The following is a 15935-nucleotide window of genomic DNA, read 5'->3' as shown; positions in this document are numbered from 1 at the left end:
CTTCCGGCGGCGCACAGCTTTTCCACCTGTTCATGACAAATGTATTCAAGGTCGTCCAATAATATCACCCCTATCCAATTCCCCTTTTGCGCGAATGTCCTAAAGTATGGCATCATAGAGAGGTAAGCATAAACGTCTTTGGCGTCCTTATAAGGACAGGTAGGCGTTTGAACGAGAAATATAAGACATAAAGTATTGTGTGAAACTTTTACTTTCTTATATTTAAGAAATTCATTTCACGGCGACAGGAGAGCTTTATCATGGCATTAGACGGCATTGTTACCAAAGCTATCGTGCACGAATTGCAATCATTCATAGGTGCACGTATAGGAAAAATATATCAACCGAACAATCACGATTTAATTTTTAACCTGCGCGGCGCAGGTGGCGGCGGCAAGCTGCTGCTCTCTGCTAATCCTACGTATCCTCGGGTGCATTTTACCGAAAGAAACAGCATTAATCCTTCGGAAGCCCCCATGTTCTGCATGCTTATGCGGAAGCATTGTGAGGGAGGGACCATTGAAAGCATTACGCAGGTAGGCATGGAACGAATTATTCACATAAACGTCAAGACTAGAGATGAGCTTGGTGACGTATTTGCCAAAAAGATCATCATAGAGCTGATGGGTCGGCACAGTAACATCATTCTTACTGATCTCAGCTCTGGAACGATCATAGACGGCATTCATCATGTAACTCCATCGATTAGCAGCTATCGGATTGTGATGCCCGGCATCGCCTACACAGAGCCGCCTCAGCAGCATAAGCTGAACCCTTTGGAAATCGGCCAGGAGCAATTTCTGAATTTAATCTCGGCTGCTGAAGAAGCTGCGCTGATAGAGGATGTTGAGGAGGAAGCTGAGCCAGAAGAAATCATTGAGGGAGAGCTTGCTAATCTGATCACAAAAGAAGCAGTAGAGCAAAAACCTGACGGTTCTGGCGGTCCATCTCCCTCAGCTGACCCGGTGGGCTGGATGGTACATGCTTTCAGCGGAATGAGCCCGCTGATTGCTGGTGAAATTGCTCTTCGTCTGAGAAACACCTTGGATAAAGGCGAAGTTACAGAAACCGAAGCAGCGTTTCCAACAAAATTATGGGTTGCCTTCCATTCCGTAATGGGACCCGTATGCGATAACGAGTTTTCTCCTGTTGCAGGTGCAAACGCAAAAGGTAAAATGATTTTTTCTGCGATCCCCTTAACACTTCTGGGTGAGAGTGCGAAACATTACAACTCCATCAGTGAATGTATGGAGGATTATTACGGGGATAAAGCCGAGCGCGATACTGTAAAGCAACGGGTGAGTGATTTGATCCGTTTCCTCAGCAATGAACGGAGCAAAAACGTTAAAAAACTCGCTAATTTGCAGAAGGATCTCGACGAAGCTCAGGATGCTGATCGTTACCGCATTTGGGGTGAGTTGCTTTTCGCTTCATTACACGCGGTATCCAAAGGGGATAAAGAAGCCTCCTTGGTCAATTATTATGATGAAAATCAGGCGGAAATGGTGGTTCCGCTCGATCCGTTATTAAATCCTTCGGACAATGCACAACGTTATTTCAAAAAATACAACAAATATAAAAACAGCCTGCTTGTTATTAATGAACAGCTTTTGAAGACGCATGAGGAAATTTTGTATATGGAGAGTCTGCTGCAGCAACTTGCCCACGCTTCCCTCAACGACATTGAGGAGATCCGCGACGAACTTGTAAGCCAAGGTTATCTGCGTGACCGGAGCAAAAAGGGTAAAAAGAAGAAAAAGGCCACCAGACCCACATTACAGGTCTTCACCTCTTCGGAAGGAATCGATATTTATATCGGCAAAAACAATTTGCAGAACGAATACGTCACCAATCGGCTGGCTTCTCCGAATGATACTTGGCTGCATACCAAGGACATCCCCGGATCACACGTGGTCATCCGAAGTGAGCAATTTGGAGATGCAACGCTAGAAGAAGCCGCTCAGCTTGCCGCTTATTTCAGCCAAGCCAAACAGTCCAGCAGTGTGCCTGTGGACTGTACATTGATCCGCTATGTACGTAAGCCAAGCGGCTCCAAGCCGGGATTTGTAATCTATGATCATCAAAAGACACTGTTCGTCACACCTAATGAGGAAAGAATTAAGAGTCTTCCAAATACTTTGAGAAGCTAACTACTAGATATAAAGAAACCTCCAGCTGCAGATGTTGAACATCTAAGGCTGGAGGTTTTTATAATTTGCTCCGCAAATCGACTAATTTCATGCCTTCTTGTTTAAAAACTTCAGTACTTCTGTAGAAACCGTAACACTGCCGATATCCCCGTGAAAAATTACGCCTTGACGGGCACCATGAAAGTCAGAACCTCCGGTTATTAACAGATTATAATCCTCAGCCATAACTTGATAACGTTCTTCTTCCGCAGGTCCATGATCAGAGTGATAGACCTCAATCCCTTTAAAAGCGCCTTGCTCCAGAATATCTCGCACCAGAAGGTCATCCCCGTACAAGCCCGGGTGGGCTAATACTGGAGACCCTCCTGCCTCAATGATCCACTCGCAAGCTTCCTCCGGTGTGATTCTGGGAGGAGACACATAGGCTGCTGCACCCTCGGCCAAATACTTGTTGAAGGCATCTCTCATATCGGTAGCTGCCCCAAGCCGAACCAGCTCGTCGGCAATATGTGGCCGGCCAATGCTTTCATCAGGCTTCAATTCCCGCCCGATCCCCGCTATAACCTGTTCCAAGGTAATCGCAATCCCAAGGTCTTGCAGCTTGGTGATTATCGCTTCATTCCTAAGTGCCCGGGTATCTCTTAGCCCTTCCAAACGTGAGAGAAATTGTTCATTCTCAGGATCAACAAAATAGCCCAGCACATGAATGTCTTTGCCACCAGCACGCGTACTGATCTCTACACCAGGCACAACGGTTATTCCGTACTTCTCTCCTGCTTCACAGGCTTCCTTCACGCCAGCTACTGTATCATGATCCGTAATGGCAACAGCGCTTAGCCCCTTCTCCTTAGCAAGCCGTACATTCTCCGCTGGCGGCTGCATGCCGTCAGAGGCTTGAGTATGGGTATGGAGGTCACATACATCCTTAGCAGATAGGTTACCTGCATTCTCCCACTCTTCCCGCAGAATCCCCATTTTTATGGCATCATAGTATTCTCCTCGCACGATTCGTGCTTTACGGATGCGAGCTTCCTCCACCATGCCACATTTCGCTGCCAACCCGATCATTCTTTTATTCCCTGACCAGGTGCCTATTCCAAGACGGACTGTATCAAGAGAATTAAATAAATAATCTATCCACATCTTAAACGCTTCCGTACCGTAACCACCTGACCAATAACTAGAATCAAAGATTACTATACCAATCTCCATCCAGTTGGTTTCTTGCGATATCCAGTAGCGCCCTACTTTCCCCTTTACCTTGCCGTCTATTTCTATGATCAACAGGTTACGCGGGGTTTCCGTCTCAACTAACGCCAAATGACCTATGTAGTCCTCGGTAAACTTTTCGAATCTTTGATGTGCCAAAGATTTATAGGGACCATCCCATTTCAAGTGTTCACGGTCTTCAGCTTCATGATAGTGATAATAAAGCTTCTGAAAATCAGCCTCTGTAATATCGCGCAATACTAGCTTTTCTCCACGTAGAACAATTGACATTGTAATATCCCCCGCTTTAACTATCAGATTTGATTCGAATGCTCACGCAAATAAGTCAGGAAGGTTACTGCAGAAATTGGCAGCAGTGTTGATTTTAGATGAATGGCGTAGAATTGTCTTTTAAAAGAGGCATCGGAGATATTCACAATTTTCAACAGTCCCAGCGCAACTTCATGCTTGACCGAAGAGGTCGATATGATCGTTATGCCAAGACCTGCTTCCACCGCTGATTTCACAGCTCCCGTACTTCCAAGCTCCATCACGATCTTCATAGTTCCCGGATCAAGTCCCTTGGAGAACAGCTGCTCCTCCATCACACGCCGCGTTCCTGAGCCCTGCTCACGCAATACAAAAGGATGCTGAAGCACTTGCTCCAAGGTAACCTCTTGCTGCTCCGCAAGTGGATGATCATGTGGCACGATCAACTTCAGTTCATCCCCCATCACGGGCTCGATCTCCATGTCCGGATGTGTGACCGGGGCTTCAATTAAGCCAAAATTCAGTTGATGCTTGAGGATTTCCTCCATAATTTGCGAGGTGTTCATCACTTTCATCATAATTGAAATGTTAGGATATTGCTTTCCGAAAGGGCCTAACAGCCGTGGCAGCACGTATTCTCCTATCGTAAGACTCGCCCCAAGCTGCAGCCGCCCCTCCAGCATATGTGTGAATGCTGACATCGCTTGATCCGTCTCACGCATCAGCTGAATACTGCGCAGCGCGTATGGCATCAGGGTGTGCCCTGCTTCGGAGAGTACGATTTTTTTGGTGGAACGGTTAAACAATTTGGTGCCAAAATAATCCTCCAGTGCCTGTACCTGCATGGTCACAGCTGGTTGAGTCATATGTAAAGTCTGCGCCGCCGCCGAGAAGCTTCCCCGCTCGGAGACCGTATAAAAAATATGCAGCTGATGAAAGTTCATGCTTCGCAACTCCTTATATTACAAAAAGAACGTCCTTTAAAGACGACAATCGTTTCTCGTAGAAACTTAAGAATATTATAATCGTGCAGTATATAAATTCTTATATTTTTAAAAAGGACATGCAGACTCGCCGCATGCCTCTTGCCCGTTTCTTTATAGACTATTTGCGTCTTCGTTTCTTCTTCGACAGCTTTGTGCGGTGAGAATTACGCAGCAGTGAAAAATAGGTCTTTAAATCTCTCAACTGTGGCATCTCCGAGATTCTCCCAAGAAACGAAACGATGATCATAGAATATAATGGCTGGCCTGAGAGATCTCTCTCACCTGTCAATTCCGTAAACTCAGCGATTACTACAGAGTCATCGTCAATTAAATATGCGTTATAATCACTGCTTGAAAAGGGCTTGATCCGATTCTGCATTAGGCACTGCCACATCCATGCAGCGACCTCTTCGGCATTGCTTGCACCATTGCTGATGCGGTCCATATAACGGCTCTTCGCATGATTGGTTATAACGATATCGGCGACCCTGTAATCGTTCAGCATGATGTGGAAGGGCTCATAAGTGCTGGGCCAATCCGTCCCCTTGTTGCGCATCATCATCACACTCCACCATAAGGGTCTTAGTATGCACTTAATGTTGTCATCTTACCTCATTGCCGAAAGTTGTACAAGTTTCTACCGTCGAGAGTAATGGCGTTTTTTTGTAAATAAGCATAAAAAAAACAGACGCTGTTTAAGCGCCTGTTTATCTCCTGGAATCACATACTGTAATTACGGGACTTGTCCGGTCCATTACTAGTATACTCTGTCTTAATTTCGTTACGATAAGATCTTTCAATCTTTCGCACATAGGAGAGTCTGCGGACATTCTTCATAACTTCCTCGGCCCGTTCTGCATTTACATACATAACTGCATAATGCATTTTCCGAGAAACATAATGTAATGTTCCGTATTTCTCAAGGTTACGTGCCGCTTTAACGTCACTTACCCAAATGATGTATCCTGTCCGTTCCGCAAACATAAGCTAAACCGCCTTTCTCTCTCTAAATCCTAAGGGAAGCTTATCCGCAGGAGCATTTTCCCCCGCTGCCGCATCCACCTTTAGGGGAAGGATCATTACTTGGTACTTTAATGCTATCGGATACTGAAAAAGCAATCGCTTCCGACATGGAATGCAGAATGTCGTCAAGGGTCTTCTCTGCCAGCTTGAAACGAACAACTTCTTCGAACCGCTCCAGTTCCGCTTCTACTGCCGAAACCTCATCCTTTGCTGAATGATAATTCGGGTGGAAATGTCCGAATCGCTGTGTTTCTTCAAACAACTCCTTCTTAGTCTGAAGTCGTTTGACCATGGCCTGAATTTCGGGGTTCGTATCAACCCGTCCTTTCCAGTATAAGTAATCCGACACCTCGGCGGATTGATTAATCATATCGCCTAATTCATAGGCGTATGTCAGCACTTCAGCCATATCGACCGTATTTATTTCAGCTACGCTCATGAACTCAGCTCTTTTCTTCGTTAATGATCTACCGATTCAGTAGACTTTTCTATCATACCATAATCACTCGCTTGAGCAGAAGAGGAATTTCTTCGTCCTTTGGGAATAACTAACTTCATTTCCTTCCAGTCTTCCGGAGTGAGCTCTATATCTTCAACCGTTTCACCATCGTGATAGAGCAGCTGTCCGGAAACTCTCCATGGATTTCCGCTTATGCGGGAAGGGATAAAATCTAACATCTGATCTTTTAGTGCAAAACGCACTTTGACTCCCCATCTTAACCCTTGCTCCATCACCTTTTGTGCAGTCGAGCTATGATAATGCCGCCATTCTTTGCTCCAGATCTGCGGTACATTTTCTCCACCGAAGAGAATCTCCTCCTCTTGTTCAGGAGCAATAACCGGCAGGTTAAGAAAAGGATTCCCTTTGGACAGCAATCCTAGTTCTACATTCAGCTCTGGAAGAACATACGTTGCCTCGGGGTTTCCTGTTTCATGAGGAAACCAACTCCACCCTACGTTTGGATCCTCCCCTTGTCCTCCAATGATTCTGGAAGGCGCTAGCCCCGCGGAGTACAGTTCTTTTCGTATCTGTTCCATATATTCCGGGTCCACTATGAAATGTAAAGGACCGATACGTTCAAGATTCTCCTGTAAACGCGGGTGAGCTGCGATAGCAGCTCCATCGGCTTCCGTCTGACAGGTCAAGAGAATTACTTGCGATAGTGAAGTACGGCCAATGCTTTTTGCCCATTGCTCAAGGGACATTTGAACCACCGAAGGAAGCCCGCCCAGAGCATGCTCGCTTATCCAGGAGATGATGTCATTCGGTGACATTCCACGCTCAGCTGCAAGTTCCAACCTCTCTTTCGTCAGCCGGAAGCTCCATATCGTATCACTTTGCTGGAGCTCAGCGCAGCCAGCCAGTGTCCATCGTACAGAAAAGGGGACCTCCGGTGGAACCAGTACCTCGAAATCCGGCTGCACAATAAACTGTTCCTGTGTATCTCCAGACCCAACAGCAGCGAATGATCCCCTCTCAGCAGATAGCATTGGCTTAGCAGCGGTCCAGCGAAAACACAACATGCCCTCAGCGGTTTCTCCCAGTTCACACCAGCCAAAGCCTGTTAAACAACGTAACCAGTTCAAGCTTGACTTCTCAAGCTCATTACGGGCAACGTTACCTGTGAGATTAGAAGCCATCATCCAGTCTAATAGTGCGGGCAGCATTATCCATTTCCCGGGGATAAAATCTGCATTAGAAATTATATAACGAAAATGTTGATCGGCTGGGCCCACGCTTCCAGAGCGATTAATTACAATCCCATAAAGAATGTCACTCATCGTCGCTTCAGGAAGCTGCAGCCAACGATCCAACAGCTCCAGATCAAGCGTGTATCCGGCACTCTGCCTGCGAATAAGTCCAAGACACAGCAGAATATCCACCGTCGCTATGACAGAAAGTGTTTTCTGTTCCTCTAAAAGAGAACCTACGTAGAGCCCTTGCAAATGCTCCTCCCCAAAAGAGAGCTGCGCCGCTAAGCGGTTAAGATGCTTTTTATGAATAATCCCCTTGGCTGTCAGCGGCAACCCTTCCCAAGCGGTGAACAGCAAAGCCCGAAACAAATCTATCGCCAGTCCGGCTCCTGCTTCCATGGTAAGACTCACTAAATGCCCGGAAATGAATTGCGGCTGATATGGGAAAAATTCTTGTTCAATTGCCGGCAGCTGATCAACAGGAATCTGGTACAGCTTTTCGCCTAATATTTTATGCCTTGCAGTTAACAGCCCCTCGCGGCGCAATTCGTTCATTGCAAGCTTTTGCTCAGCACGACAAAGCGCCACAGGGCGCAATCGTTCTTCCTTCCCTTCCTCAAACGGCTGGGCAGCATAAGCTGCACATAATCGCTTTAAGACCTCTAATGCTTCTGTAGACAGCTGGTTCAATGGATGGTTCGCTCCTCTCCACTCGGCATCTTTTTAACGACATATTCATAGCCCTGCTCAGTCAAAAACATCCGGCGGCGCAAAGCGAAATCCTGTTCCCGGCTATCTTCAGATACCAGTGTATAGAAATAGGCTTTATTCTCCCCCGCTTTGGGACGGAGGATTCGACCTAGTCGCTGGGCTTCCTCCTGCCGTGATCCATAAGCTCCCGAGACTTCAATAGCAATTGACGCGTCAGGTAAATTCACCGCGAAATTCGCTACTTTTGACACCACCAGTACCTGTATATCTCCCTCGTTAAAAGCCGCATATAGCTCGTCTCTTTCACGCTGCTTCGTTTTGCCGGTAATTAAAGGCGCCCCGATCCTGTCAGCCAGTTCACTTAACTGGTCGAGATATTGTCCAATAACCAGCACCGAAGAACCTGTATGGACCTTTAGAAGCTTGGCTACAATTTCAGCTTTGGCAGGATTGCATGAAGCCATACGAAATTTTTCTTTTGCCGCCGCGTACATATATTCTTGTTTAAGCTCCGGATTCATGGGCACAATGATCTCTACACATTCCACTTCAGCGATCCAGCCCTGCTGCTCCAGCTCCTTCCAAGGCAAATCGTAGCGTTTCGGTCCGATTAAAGAGAACACATCCCCTTCCTTCCCGTCTTCTCTAACCAAAGTGGCTGTAAGCCCCAGTCGACGTGTAGCCTGAATGTCTGCTGTAGCCCGAAATACAGGCGCTGGAAGCAGGTGAACCTCATCATATATAATCAAGCCCCAATTGCGTTCGTTAAACAGCTTCATATGGAGAAACGGACCGTCTTTGGACGAACGATGCGTTAATATTTGATAGGTGGCAATGGTGACTGGCCGCACTTCTCTTTTTTCACCAGAATATTCCCCCACTGCCTCCCCAGCCAAATCTGTTCGCTCCAGCAGTTCATCCATCCATTGCCTTACGGACGTTGTATTTGAAGTTAAAATTAGGGTTTCACATTGGAGACTTTCAAGTACTGCTACTCCTACAATTGTCTTCCCTGCGCCACAAGGCAGCACCACCACACCGCTTCCCCCTTGTCCTTCTGTCCCTTGAAACAGCTGAACGGCCTCCTGCTGATATTCACGTAAGCCAAATGAATCGTTTGCCGAATCAGCCTTGCAGGTATCGAGATTCTCCTTCCAGGTCAAGCTAAGCGCTTGCCCTTCATGATATCCGGCGTAGTCGAGAACTGGATAACCCAATCTCATCAGCTCTTGTTTCAAAAGCCCTCTATTCTCCGCAGGGCACGCGCATTCCAGAGGATTTATTCTCAGTAGACCCAGCGATTTTAGACCTTGTTCATCACTCAATTCATCCAAAAGCTCAGGAGCATCCGCTCTTAACATAACGACCTCATTCTGAGTCTCTTGGCCATGAAGAGTCAGCTTTCCATATCTGGACAAAAGAGTTTCGATTTCCTCCTCCAGTCCTGTGGGAACACCCCAGCGTGCAAGGTGATGCAGGCTAGTGATAATCTCCTCAGCAGTATAATTAAGCGCAGCTGCATTCCAAAGAGATAAAGGGGTAATTCGGTAGGTATGGTAAGCAGGAGGACTTTTTATCAGCTCCGCGAAGGTCCCTAGCTTTTTCCTTGCCACCTCAAAATCCGGATGAGCACATTCCAGTAAAATTGTCCGGTCCCTGCGTACGATGCACGCTCCTGATCCATTCATAGCTTTTCCTCCCTAGTGTTCAAGTAATTTAAGCTTGCGCTATGTAATTTTGTTTATTTTCATATAACAGGAAAAAGCCCATCCCCGCATAACGGTCATGAGCTTCCCTATCTGACTATTTAATGTAAATGCTGCTGCGAAATATCATGGAGGGCTTCACCAGCTTCATCCGCAAAAATGTCGCGCACAGCCAGATCTCCAATCGACACTACGCCCACCAGCTTCTGGTCACGTGTCACCGCCAGCCTGCGAATTTGCCAGCCAGCCATTAACTCTGCAGCCTCATCTACTGAAGTATTCTCCGAGACGGCCTGAATCTCTTTACTCATTACAGTTTCCACTGAGGTTGAACCAGGATGTTTAGCCGCATAACCTCTAATCACGAGATCGCGGTCAGTAATTACACCGAGCAGTGTCTTATGTTCTTCATTATCAACAACAGGTATAAATCCAGTGTCATAATCTCGCATTTTCACGGCAACTTCATACACATTATCTTGCAGCGTAACCGTTGCAGGCTCCTTCGTCATAACCTCTTTCACTGTTTTCAAGAATGAACCCTCCTAATCATGGTCTCATGTTATGGGAATAGGTTCTCCTCTATGAAACGAAATTATACGATTGTGTTCTCACGCATACAGGAATTCGCCATAGCAATGAGCAGCTTCATTCCGTGCAGCATGGCATCTTCGTCAAAATCAAATTTGCTATGATGATGTGGATAGTCAGCCTCTTTATCCGGATTTCCGGCACCCACAAACATAAAGCAGCCTGGAATCTCCTTAACATAATAGGCAAAATCCTCAGCTGGCATCAGCTTTTCCATCCGAATCACTTCAACAGATTCTCCTAAAGCCGCTGGAGCCACCTCGAAAAACCGCTGCACTTCACCATCGTGATTTACGAGGGGAGGATATCCCATAACGTAATCTATCTTAGCTTCTGCCCCGTAAGCGCTGGCAATAGAAACGGTCATTTCTTCGATTCGCTGGCGTATCAAATGCCGTGTCTCCTCGTCGAATGCCCGCACTGTCCCTGTGATCCGGCATTGCTCGGCAATGACATTCTGGGCGAACCCCCCTTGAATGGTTCCTACACTGAGTACAGCGGGCTCCAGCGGGTTCACAGAGCGGCTTACAATGCTCTGCAGCTGGGTCACCAGCGCCGCTCCCGCCACGATGCTATCAATGGTACGGTTCGGCATGCCGCCGTGTCCGCCTTTGCCAATGATATCTATAAAAAACTCGTCCGCAGACGCCATCAACGGTCCCGGAGCACTCCCAACAGTTCCCATAGGCAATGGAGTCCACAGATGCAGACCATACACCGCATCCGCTCCTTCTAACATGCCTTCGGCAATCATCCCCTGCGCCCCTCCTGGGCATACTTCCTCTGCGGGCTGAAAAAGAAAACGCAGCTCCCCTTCCAGCTCCTCAAGCCGGCTGCTGTAGTAAGAGGCTACACCGAGCAGTATGGAAGTGTGGCCATCATGTCCACAGGCATGCATTACCCCTTCATTTTGCGAAACGTAATCCTTCTTGTTCTCCTCTTTAATAGGTAGGGCATCCATGTCCGCACGAAGAACCACAGTTTTCCCCGGCCGCTTTCCCCGTAGTATGCCAAGCACACCATACCCTTTCCCGCTTTTTCTGACTTCAATTTCGAATTCGGCTAACTTATCTGCTATAAATGCTGACGTTTCCTTTTCATGAAAAGACAACTCCGGATGACGATGCAAATGGCGTCTCCATTCCACGATCTCCGGCATGAGCGAATCAACCGCTAAGCTCTTCATAAGTTCTCCATCCCCTTCTCGATAAACCCGCATCCATAGCAAGCGATAGCAGTCCTGTTCACTTTGTTCCAGCCGCGAACGACTATAATTCTTTTATTGTAGCAGAAACGCAAAAAACTGGGTATTGTTAGGCACTGCCTACTCTTGCACAACCTTTAGAAACATACTATCATGAGGTAGAACATCAGCAATCGGATCAGAAATTCATCATTATACTTCATAAGGGGGATATGCGTGCTATGATTTTTGAGAACACGGGCCTCGTAGGATTGAAGAGTGATCTTCTCTATCTGGACGAGAGTGCCACAAAAGCTGGCTTCATCCGCTGGCAATGGGAATACTATCGTGCCACTTACGACTGCAAAATTGAAGACCCACAGGATGGTGGCGAATACTTCCTACGCATTAACACTCGCGCTGTCGAGGGAAAGCTAGAGAAGTCTGATGCCGTACTTGCAATTGAAGCCGTATACTTAGGAAAAGCAACCTTCCCTCATGGCCTGGAATATGAATCTCCGGTGCCAAAACCAGTATTGGACACTGCTGCTAAGCGGATTCTTGAATTAAAGCAGCTGTTAGAGGCTTGAGTAACAAAAAGGGAACGACGAAACAAAATGTCAGCCTGCCCAAAAGAGGAACACCCGATTTCCAACTACTTATCTTAACACTACTACTTGTGGGTTTCGGTCTAGTCATGGTCTTCAGTGCTAGCTCAAGCTTAACCTTAGCAAGCTCGAAGTTCGGTAATGACCCTCTATATTTCATTAAACGCCAAGTGATCTGGATCGTACTCGGAACCGTTGTTATGTTTATAGCTATGAACATTCACTACAGTAAGTTTAAGAAGTGGTATGTACCTATTTTTATCATCACCGTTATACTTCTGCTCGTGGTAGCCTTCTCTGAAAAAATTAATGGTGCCAAGAGCTGGCTTAGTATCGGAAAACTTGGAATTCAACCCACCGAATTAGCCAAAATATCGATTATCCTGTATATCTCAGCACTCATCACCAAAAAAGGTGAACGGTTTAGAGATTTCCGTACAGGATATATCCCTGTAATGGTCATCGTGGGTATTGTTGCCGGACTTATAATGATGCAGCCGGATTTAGGTTCTTGCCTCATTCTCGTAGCTACCAGCGGACTTGTTATTTATGCCGGCGGTGCCAGCATGAAGCATATTCTGGGCTCTATAGCACTGCTAGTGCTGGGTGTAGGACTAGTTGTAGGCGCCAAAGCAGCGATTGATTCCTTATCTCCATCCGATAAAGCCACTGACACTCAGGATTATAGAAAAGGTCGTATCGTTGCCTTTTTAGATCCTTATCAGGTTGCTGAGGGTGATGGTTATAACATTATTCAATCCTTAACCGCTCTTGGCCAAGGTGGAGTAAGTGGTTCCGGCTTCGGCAAAAGCATTCAAAAGCTGGACTATCTAAAATACCCTTATACGGACTTTATCTTCCCCGTAATTGGTGAAGAGTTCGGCTTTCTGGGGACCTCCATATTTTTGATGTTATATCTGTATTTTATCTGGCGAGGTATTCTAATCGCTTTAAGGTGTAAGGATCCCTTTGGTACGCTCGTCGGAATTGGGATTATGGGCCTCATAGCCATTCAGGCCTTTGTCAATATCGGCGGTGTAACCAATACAATCCCTCTTACCGGCGTTACCTTGCCGTTTATCAGCTATGGGGGCTCTTCACTCCTTGTCAGCATGCTGTGCATGGGAATTATGCTAAGCATCTCAAGAGAAACCAACCTTCCTGCCAAAGAGGAAGTAACGAAATCTGTAACAACGGTTAGACAGGTTCGTTCCCGGTAAGCTTTATAAAGCCGGAGGTTAGGGAATTTACACATAAAAAAGCAGCCCAGGGAATTAACCTTGGACTGCTTTTTTGTGTACAAGTTTTTTAAGAGATTTCATCATTCTTGAAAGCTACGCCTTCAACTTTGACATTTACCTCAACAATATGAAGTCCAGTCATGCTCTCCACAGCTTCACGTACGTTCTGCTGAAGCATCCGGCACACTTCGTGGATCGGTGTTTCATAGAGAACGATAATTCGTAGATCTACTGCTGCTTCCAGCTGTCCTACTTCAACGGTAACGCCCTTCTGAACGTTCTTACCGCTTAGACGTTTAGCCCAGCCTTCTGACAGGCCACCAGACATGGCTGCAATTCCCGGAGTCTCCAAGGCAGCCAAACCGGCAATTTTTGAGACGACGTCATTTGAAATTCGTATATTTCCCATTTCCAGTTGAAGTTGTTCTGCCATGCCATATCCCCCCTACACTCATTATCAATTATTGTAATTCCAAAACAGGCTAAAAAGCAAATCACTTTATCGCTTTCTCGTTTACACCTAGGAACAATTTGGGTATATTGATTATGAATTCAATCTAAATACATAGATAGGAGTGCCTTCACATTGAAAAAATGGATTTCACCATCACTGATGGGTATCGCCTTTATCCTTAGTGCGATCGGCCATTATGCCGATTGGGATCATACCCTGCAGTTCATTCTCTCAGCAATCGCTGTGGTGTTTGTGGCTGGATTTCTCGGCCGGGCCACTGAAAGTGTAGCTCATTATGCCGGACAACGACTGGGCGGCTTCCTAAACGCCACCTTCGGCAATGCTGCTGAGCTAATCATTGCCTTCTTCCTGGTTAAGGAAGGATTGTTCGACATGGTCAAAGCCAGTCTTACCGGTTCTATTATCGGCAACCTGTTGCTTGTTCTAGGATTGAGTATTTTCGCCGGCGGGATGAAGTTCAAAGTTCAGAACTTCAACGTAACCCTTGCCGGAATGAATGGCTCCCTGATGATCGTTGCCGTCATTGCCTTATTTGTTCCCGCTATGTTCTTTACCACCCACTCTATTACGGAGAAGGATACCGATGTGCTCAGTTTAATCGTTGCCGGGCTGCTCATCGCTTCGTACATAGCTTGGCTAATCTTCTCCATGATCACGCATAAGAAACATCTAGAGGACGTTACAGAAGAGGGTAAAGAAGAATTAGCTCATGAACATGCCCCTGCTTGGTCCAAAAACAAATCCATCCTTTATCTCGTGCTTGCCACTGTAATGGTAGCCTTCGTGAGTGAGTGGCTGGTAGGAACGTTAGAGACTTTGACAGAACGTTTCGGATTCAGCGAGCTGTTTGTAGGTGCGTTCCTCGTAGCTATCATCGGTAATGCCGCAGAGCATAGTGCAGCCATTATGCTGGCCATGAAGAACAAAATCGGTGCGGCAGTAGAAATTGCGGTTGGAAGCAGTCTGCAAATCGCCCTGTTCGTAGCACCTGTCCTAATCTTCGCCAGTTATTTCATGGGTGATACAATGGACATAGTTTTTACGACCATCGAAATTGTCGCCATCGGTGTAGCCGTCTTTATTGCCAAATCAATTACTCAGGACGGCTCAACTAACTGGTATGAGGGTCTCTTGTTATTAACGGTCTACCTGATTTTAGGAGTCTCCTTCTATCTCGTATAATCATTATTAACCATTGTACACAACAAAAAGCGCACATGAGCGATTCGTCCTCATGTGCGCTTCTATAAATACTTAAGAAACCGATATTTATTCTTCCTTCGCTTTGTTGTTCAAAGCCTCGTAGAGTACTGCTAAGTTACGCTCCAGCTTACTTAGTACCATCTTACCAGTAATCTCTGGGACCAAACCTGCTCTAACCGCAAAATCCACTTCTCTGGAGAAACCGTACATCTGGGTATCCAGCACTTCCTCATAGAGAGGGCAGTAGCGTGTTGCCAGATTCTCCATCTGCACTTCTATAAGTTGCTGAATTTTATCGGCATCTTCTTGTAGAAGATTGATTGCTTTAAGATTATACTGTTCCTGTAATTCCGATGAAGTCATGCCTCTATCCCCCCCATGTCCAAAAGTTAAGCTGCTTTTACTATTTTACTTAATATTAGACGAAATCCGGTATCAATACAACAATTCAGTTTATACTAACCATATATTTAAAAGAACCTGCTGCGTTATCCTATCAAGTTTCGTATCTACTTCTAGAAAAAACGCCCCACCGAAAACCGGTAGGACGTTTTTAGCACGACTATTACTCAGCAACAACTGTGAATTTCAAACCGTGTTTTGCAAACACTTCAGTCATTGCCTTCTTAGCTTCTTCAGCATCTGCCCCATGAACATGAAGCTCATAGCTTTGGCTGGATACCAAAGTAGTGAACAAACCAAGGATACTTTTAACATCAATGTACTTGTTGTCCGCTTGAAGAACGATTGAAGAGTTGAACTGGCCTGCCGTTTGGGCAATATCGACAATTGCCGCATTGTTACTGGACATAGAAATCCCTCCGCAACTTGATTATAAAACTTTAGTCTTTTGTTATCATTTCTTATGATACATTGAATCCGCT

16 protein-coding genes and 1 pseudogene are annotated in these 15935 nt (G+C 46.1%); 4 read left to right on the top strand and 13 right to left on the bottom strand.

The annotated features are described in order from the left end of the window. Positions 1 to 260 precede the first annotated feature (260 nt). Positions 261 to 2150 (top strand): NFACT RNA binding domain-containing protein, encoded by a 1890-nt coding sequence (locus NST94_RS11840; RefSeq protein ID WP_280752780.1) that lies wholly within the window; start codon positions 261 to 263, stop codon positions 2148 to 2150. A gap of 87 nt (positions 2151 to 2237) precedes the next feature. On the opposite strand, the gene NST94_RS11835 is transcribed toward NST94_RS11840, so the two are convergent. The 10 genes and pseudogenes from NST94_RS11835 to NST94_RS11790 form a co-directional block, all read right to left on the bottom strand. Further along, a complete protein-coding gene (locus tag NST94_RS11835; protein WP_339282144.1) occupies positions 2238 to 3125 on the bottom strand; it encodes a PHP domain-containing protein in 888 nt (295 codons plus the stop codon). A 72-nt stretch (positions 3126 to 3197) separates the two neighbouring features. After that, a pseudogene (locus NST94_RS11830) lies at positions 3198 to 3650 on the bottom strand (GNAT family N-acetyltransferase); the annotation flags it as partial. A 23-nt stretch (positions 3651 to 3673) separates the two neighbouring features. Continuing rightward, positions 3674 to 4573: a selenium metabolism-associated LysR family transcriptional regulator gene (locus NST94_RS11825; RefSeq protein WP_076129135.1), complete on the bottom strand. Its 900-nt coding sequence runs from the start codon at positions 4571 to 4573 to the stop codon at positions 3674 to 3676. Positions 4574 to 4733: 160 nt separating this feature from the next. After that, complete coding sequence (locus tag NST94_RS11820) at positions 4734 to 5171, bottom strand: hypothetical protein (protein ID WP_076129159.1); 438 nt, start codon at positions 5169 to 5171, stop codon at positions 4734 to 4736. A 164-nt stretch (positions 5172 to 5335) separates the two neighbouring features. Next, complete coding sequence (locus tag NST94_RS11815; RefSeq protein WP_036686170.1) at positions 5336 to 5599, bottom strand: YlbG family protein; 264 nt, start codon at positions 5597 to 5599, stop codon at positions 5336 to 5338. A 40-nt stretch (positions 5600 to 5639) separates the two neighbouring features. Then, the gene (locus tag NST94_RS11810; RefSeq protein WP_076129134.1) at positions 5640 to 6077 is read right to left on the bottom strand and encodes a YlbF family regulator; all 438 of its coding nucleotides are present in this window, start codon (positions 6075 to 6077) and stop codon (positions 5640 to 5642) included. Positions 6078 to 6097: 20 nt separating this feature from the next. Further along, positions 6098 to 8023: a helicase-associated domain-containing protein gene (locus NST94_RS11805; RefSeq protein WP_339282004.1), complete on the bottom strand. Its 1926-nt coding sequence runs from the start codon at positions 8021 to 8023 to the stop codon at positions 6098 to 6100. Continuing rightward, the gene (locus NST94_RS11800; protein WP_339173554.1) at positions 8020 to 9732 is read right to left on the bottom strand and encodes a DNA repair helicase XPB; all 1713 of its coding nucleotides are present in this window, start codon (positions 9730 to 9732) and stop codon (positions 8020 to 8022) included. Before NST94_RS11800 ends, NST94_RS11805 begins: the two co-directional genes overlap by 4 nt. A gap of 119 nt (positions 9733 to 9851) precedes the next feature. Next, positions 9852 to 10283, bottom strand: coding sequence for a CBS domain-containing protein (locus NST94_RS11795; protein WP_076129131.1), 432 nt, complete (start codon positions 10281 to 10283; stop codon positions 9852 to 9854). A gap of 62 nt (positions 10284 to 10345) precedes the next feature. Then, complete coding sequence (locus NST94_RS11790) at positions 10346 to 11527, bottom strand: M20 family metallopeptidase (RefSeq protein ID WP_339282003.1); 1182 nt, start codon at positions 11525 to 11527, stop codon at positions 10346 to 10348. A 239-nt stretch (positions 11528 to 11766) separates the two neighbouring features. Here NST94_RS11790 and NST94_RS11785 point away from each other — a divergent pair, with 239 nt between their 5' ends. Both NST94_RS11785 and ftsW read left to right on the top strand, forming a co-directional pair. Then, complete coding sequence (locus NST94_RS11785) at positions 11767 to 12114, top strand: YugN family protein (protein ID WP_036686159.1); 348 nt, start codon at positions 11767 to 11769, stop codon at positions 12112 to 12114. Next, positions 12111 to 13352: a putative lipid II flippase FtsW gene (ftsW, locus tag NST94_RS11780; RefSeq protein ID WP_081390640.1), complete on the top strand. Its 1242-nt coding sequence runs from the start codon at positions 12111 to 12113 to the stop codon at positions 13350 to 13352. The genes NST94_RS11785 and ftsW overlap by 4 nt, the downstream gene beginning before the upstream one ends. Positions 13353 to 13440: 88 nt before the next feature. Here ftsW and NST94_RS11775 read toward each other — a convergent pair whose 3' ends face one another. Next, positions 13441 to 13806 (bottom strand): Asp23/Gls24 family envelope stress response protein, encoded by a 366-nt coding sequence (locus NST94_RS11775; RefSeq protein WP_019911482.1) that lies wholly within the window; start codon positions 13804 to 13806, stop codon positions 13441 to 13443. 153 nt (positions 13807 to 13959) lie between these two features. Between NST94_RS11775 and cax the strand changes: the two genes are divergently transcribed. After that, positions 13960 to 15030, top strand: coding sequence for a calcium/proton exchanger (gene cax, locus NST94_RS11770; protein WP_036686157.1), 1071 nt, complete (start codon positions 13960 to 13962; stop codon positions 15028 to 15030). An 87-nt stretch (positions 15031 to 15117) separates the two neighbouring features. Here the strand turns inward: cax and NST94_RS11765 are convergent, their stop codons facing one another. Both NST94_RS11765 and NST94_RS11760 read right to left on the bottom strand, forming a co-directional pair. Next, positions 15118 to 15414 carry a YlaN family protein gene (locus tag NST94_RS11765; protein WP_036686156.1) on the bottom strand — a complete coding sequence of 99 codons (297 nt, stop codon included), beginning with the start codon at positions 15412 to 15414 and terminating at the stop codon, positions 15118 to 15120. A 202-nt stretch (positions 15415 to 15616) separates the two neighbouring features. Next, positions 15617 to 15862, bottom strand: coding sequence for an HPr family phosphocarrier protein (locus tag NST94_RS11760; protein ID WP_036686154.1), 246 nt, complete (start codon positions 15860 to 15862; stop codon positions 15617 to 15619). Positions 15863 to 15935 lie beyond the last annotated feature (73 nt).

This window comes from Paenibacillus sp. FSL H8-0282, from assembly GCF_037963825.1.
In the GTDB taxonomy this organism is placed as follows: domain Bacteria; phylum Bacillota; class Bacilli; order Paenibacillales; family Paenibacillaceae; genus Paenibacillus_AQ; species Paenibacillus_AQ odorifer.
The sequence above is the reverse complement of the archived record's forward strand: the minus strand, read 5'-3'. Positions and strand labels throughout refer to the sequence as shown.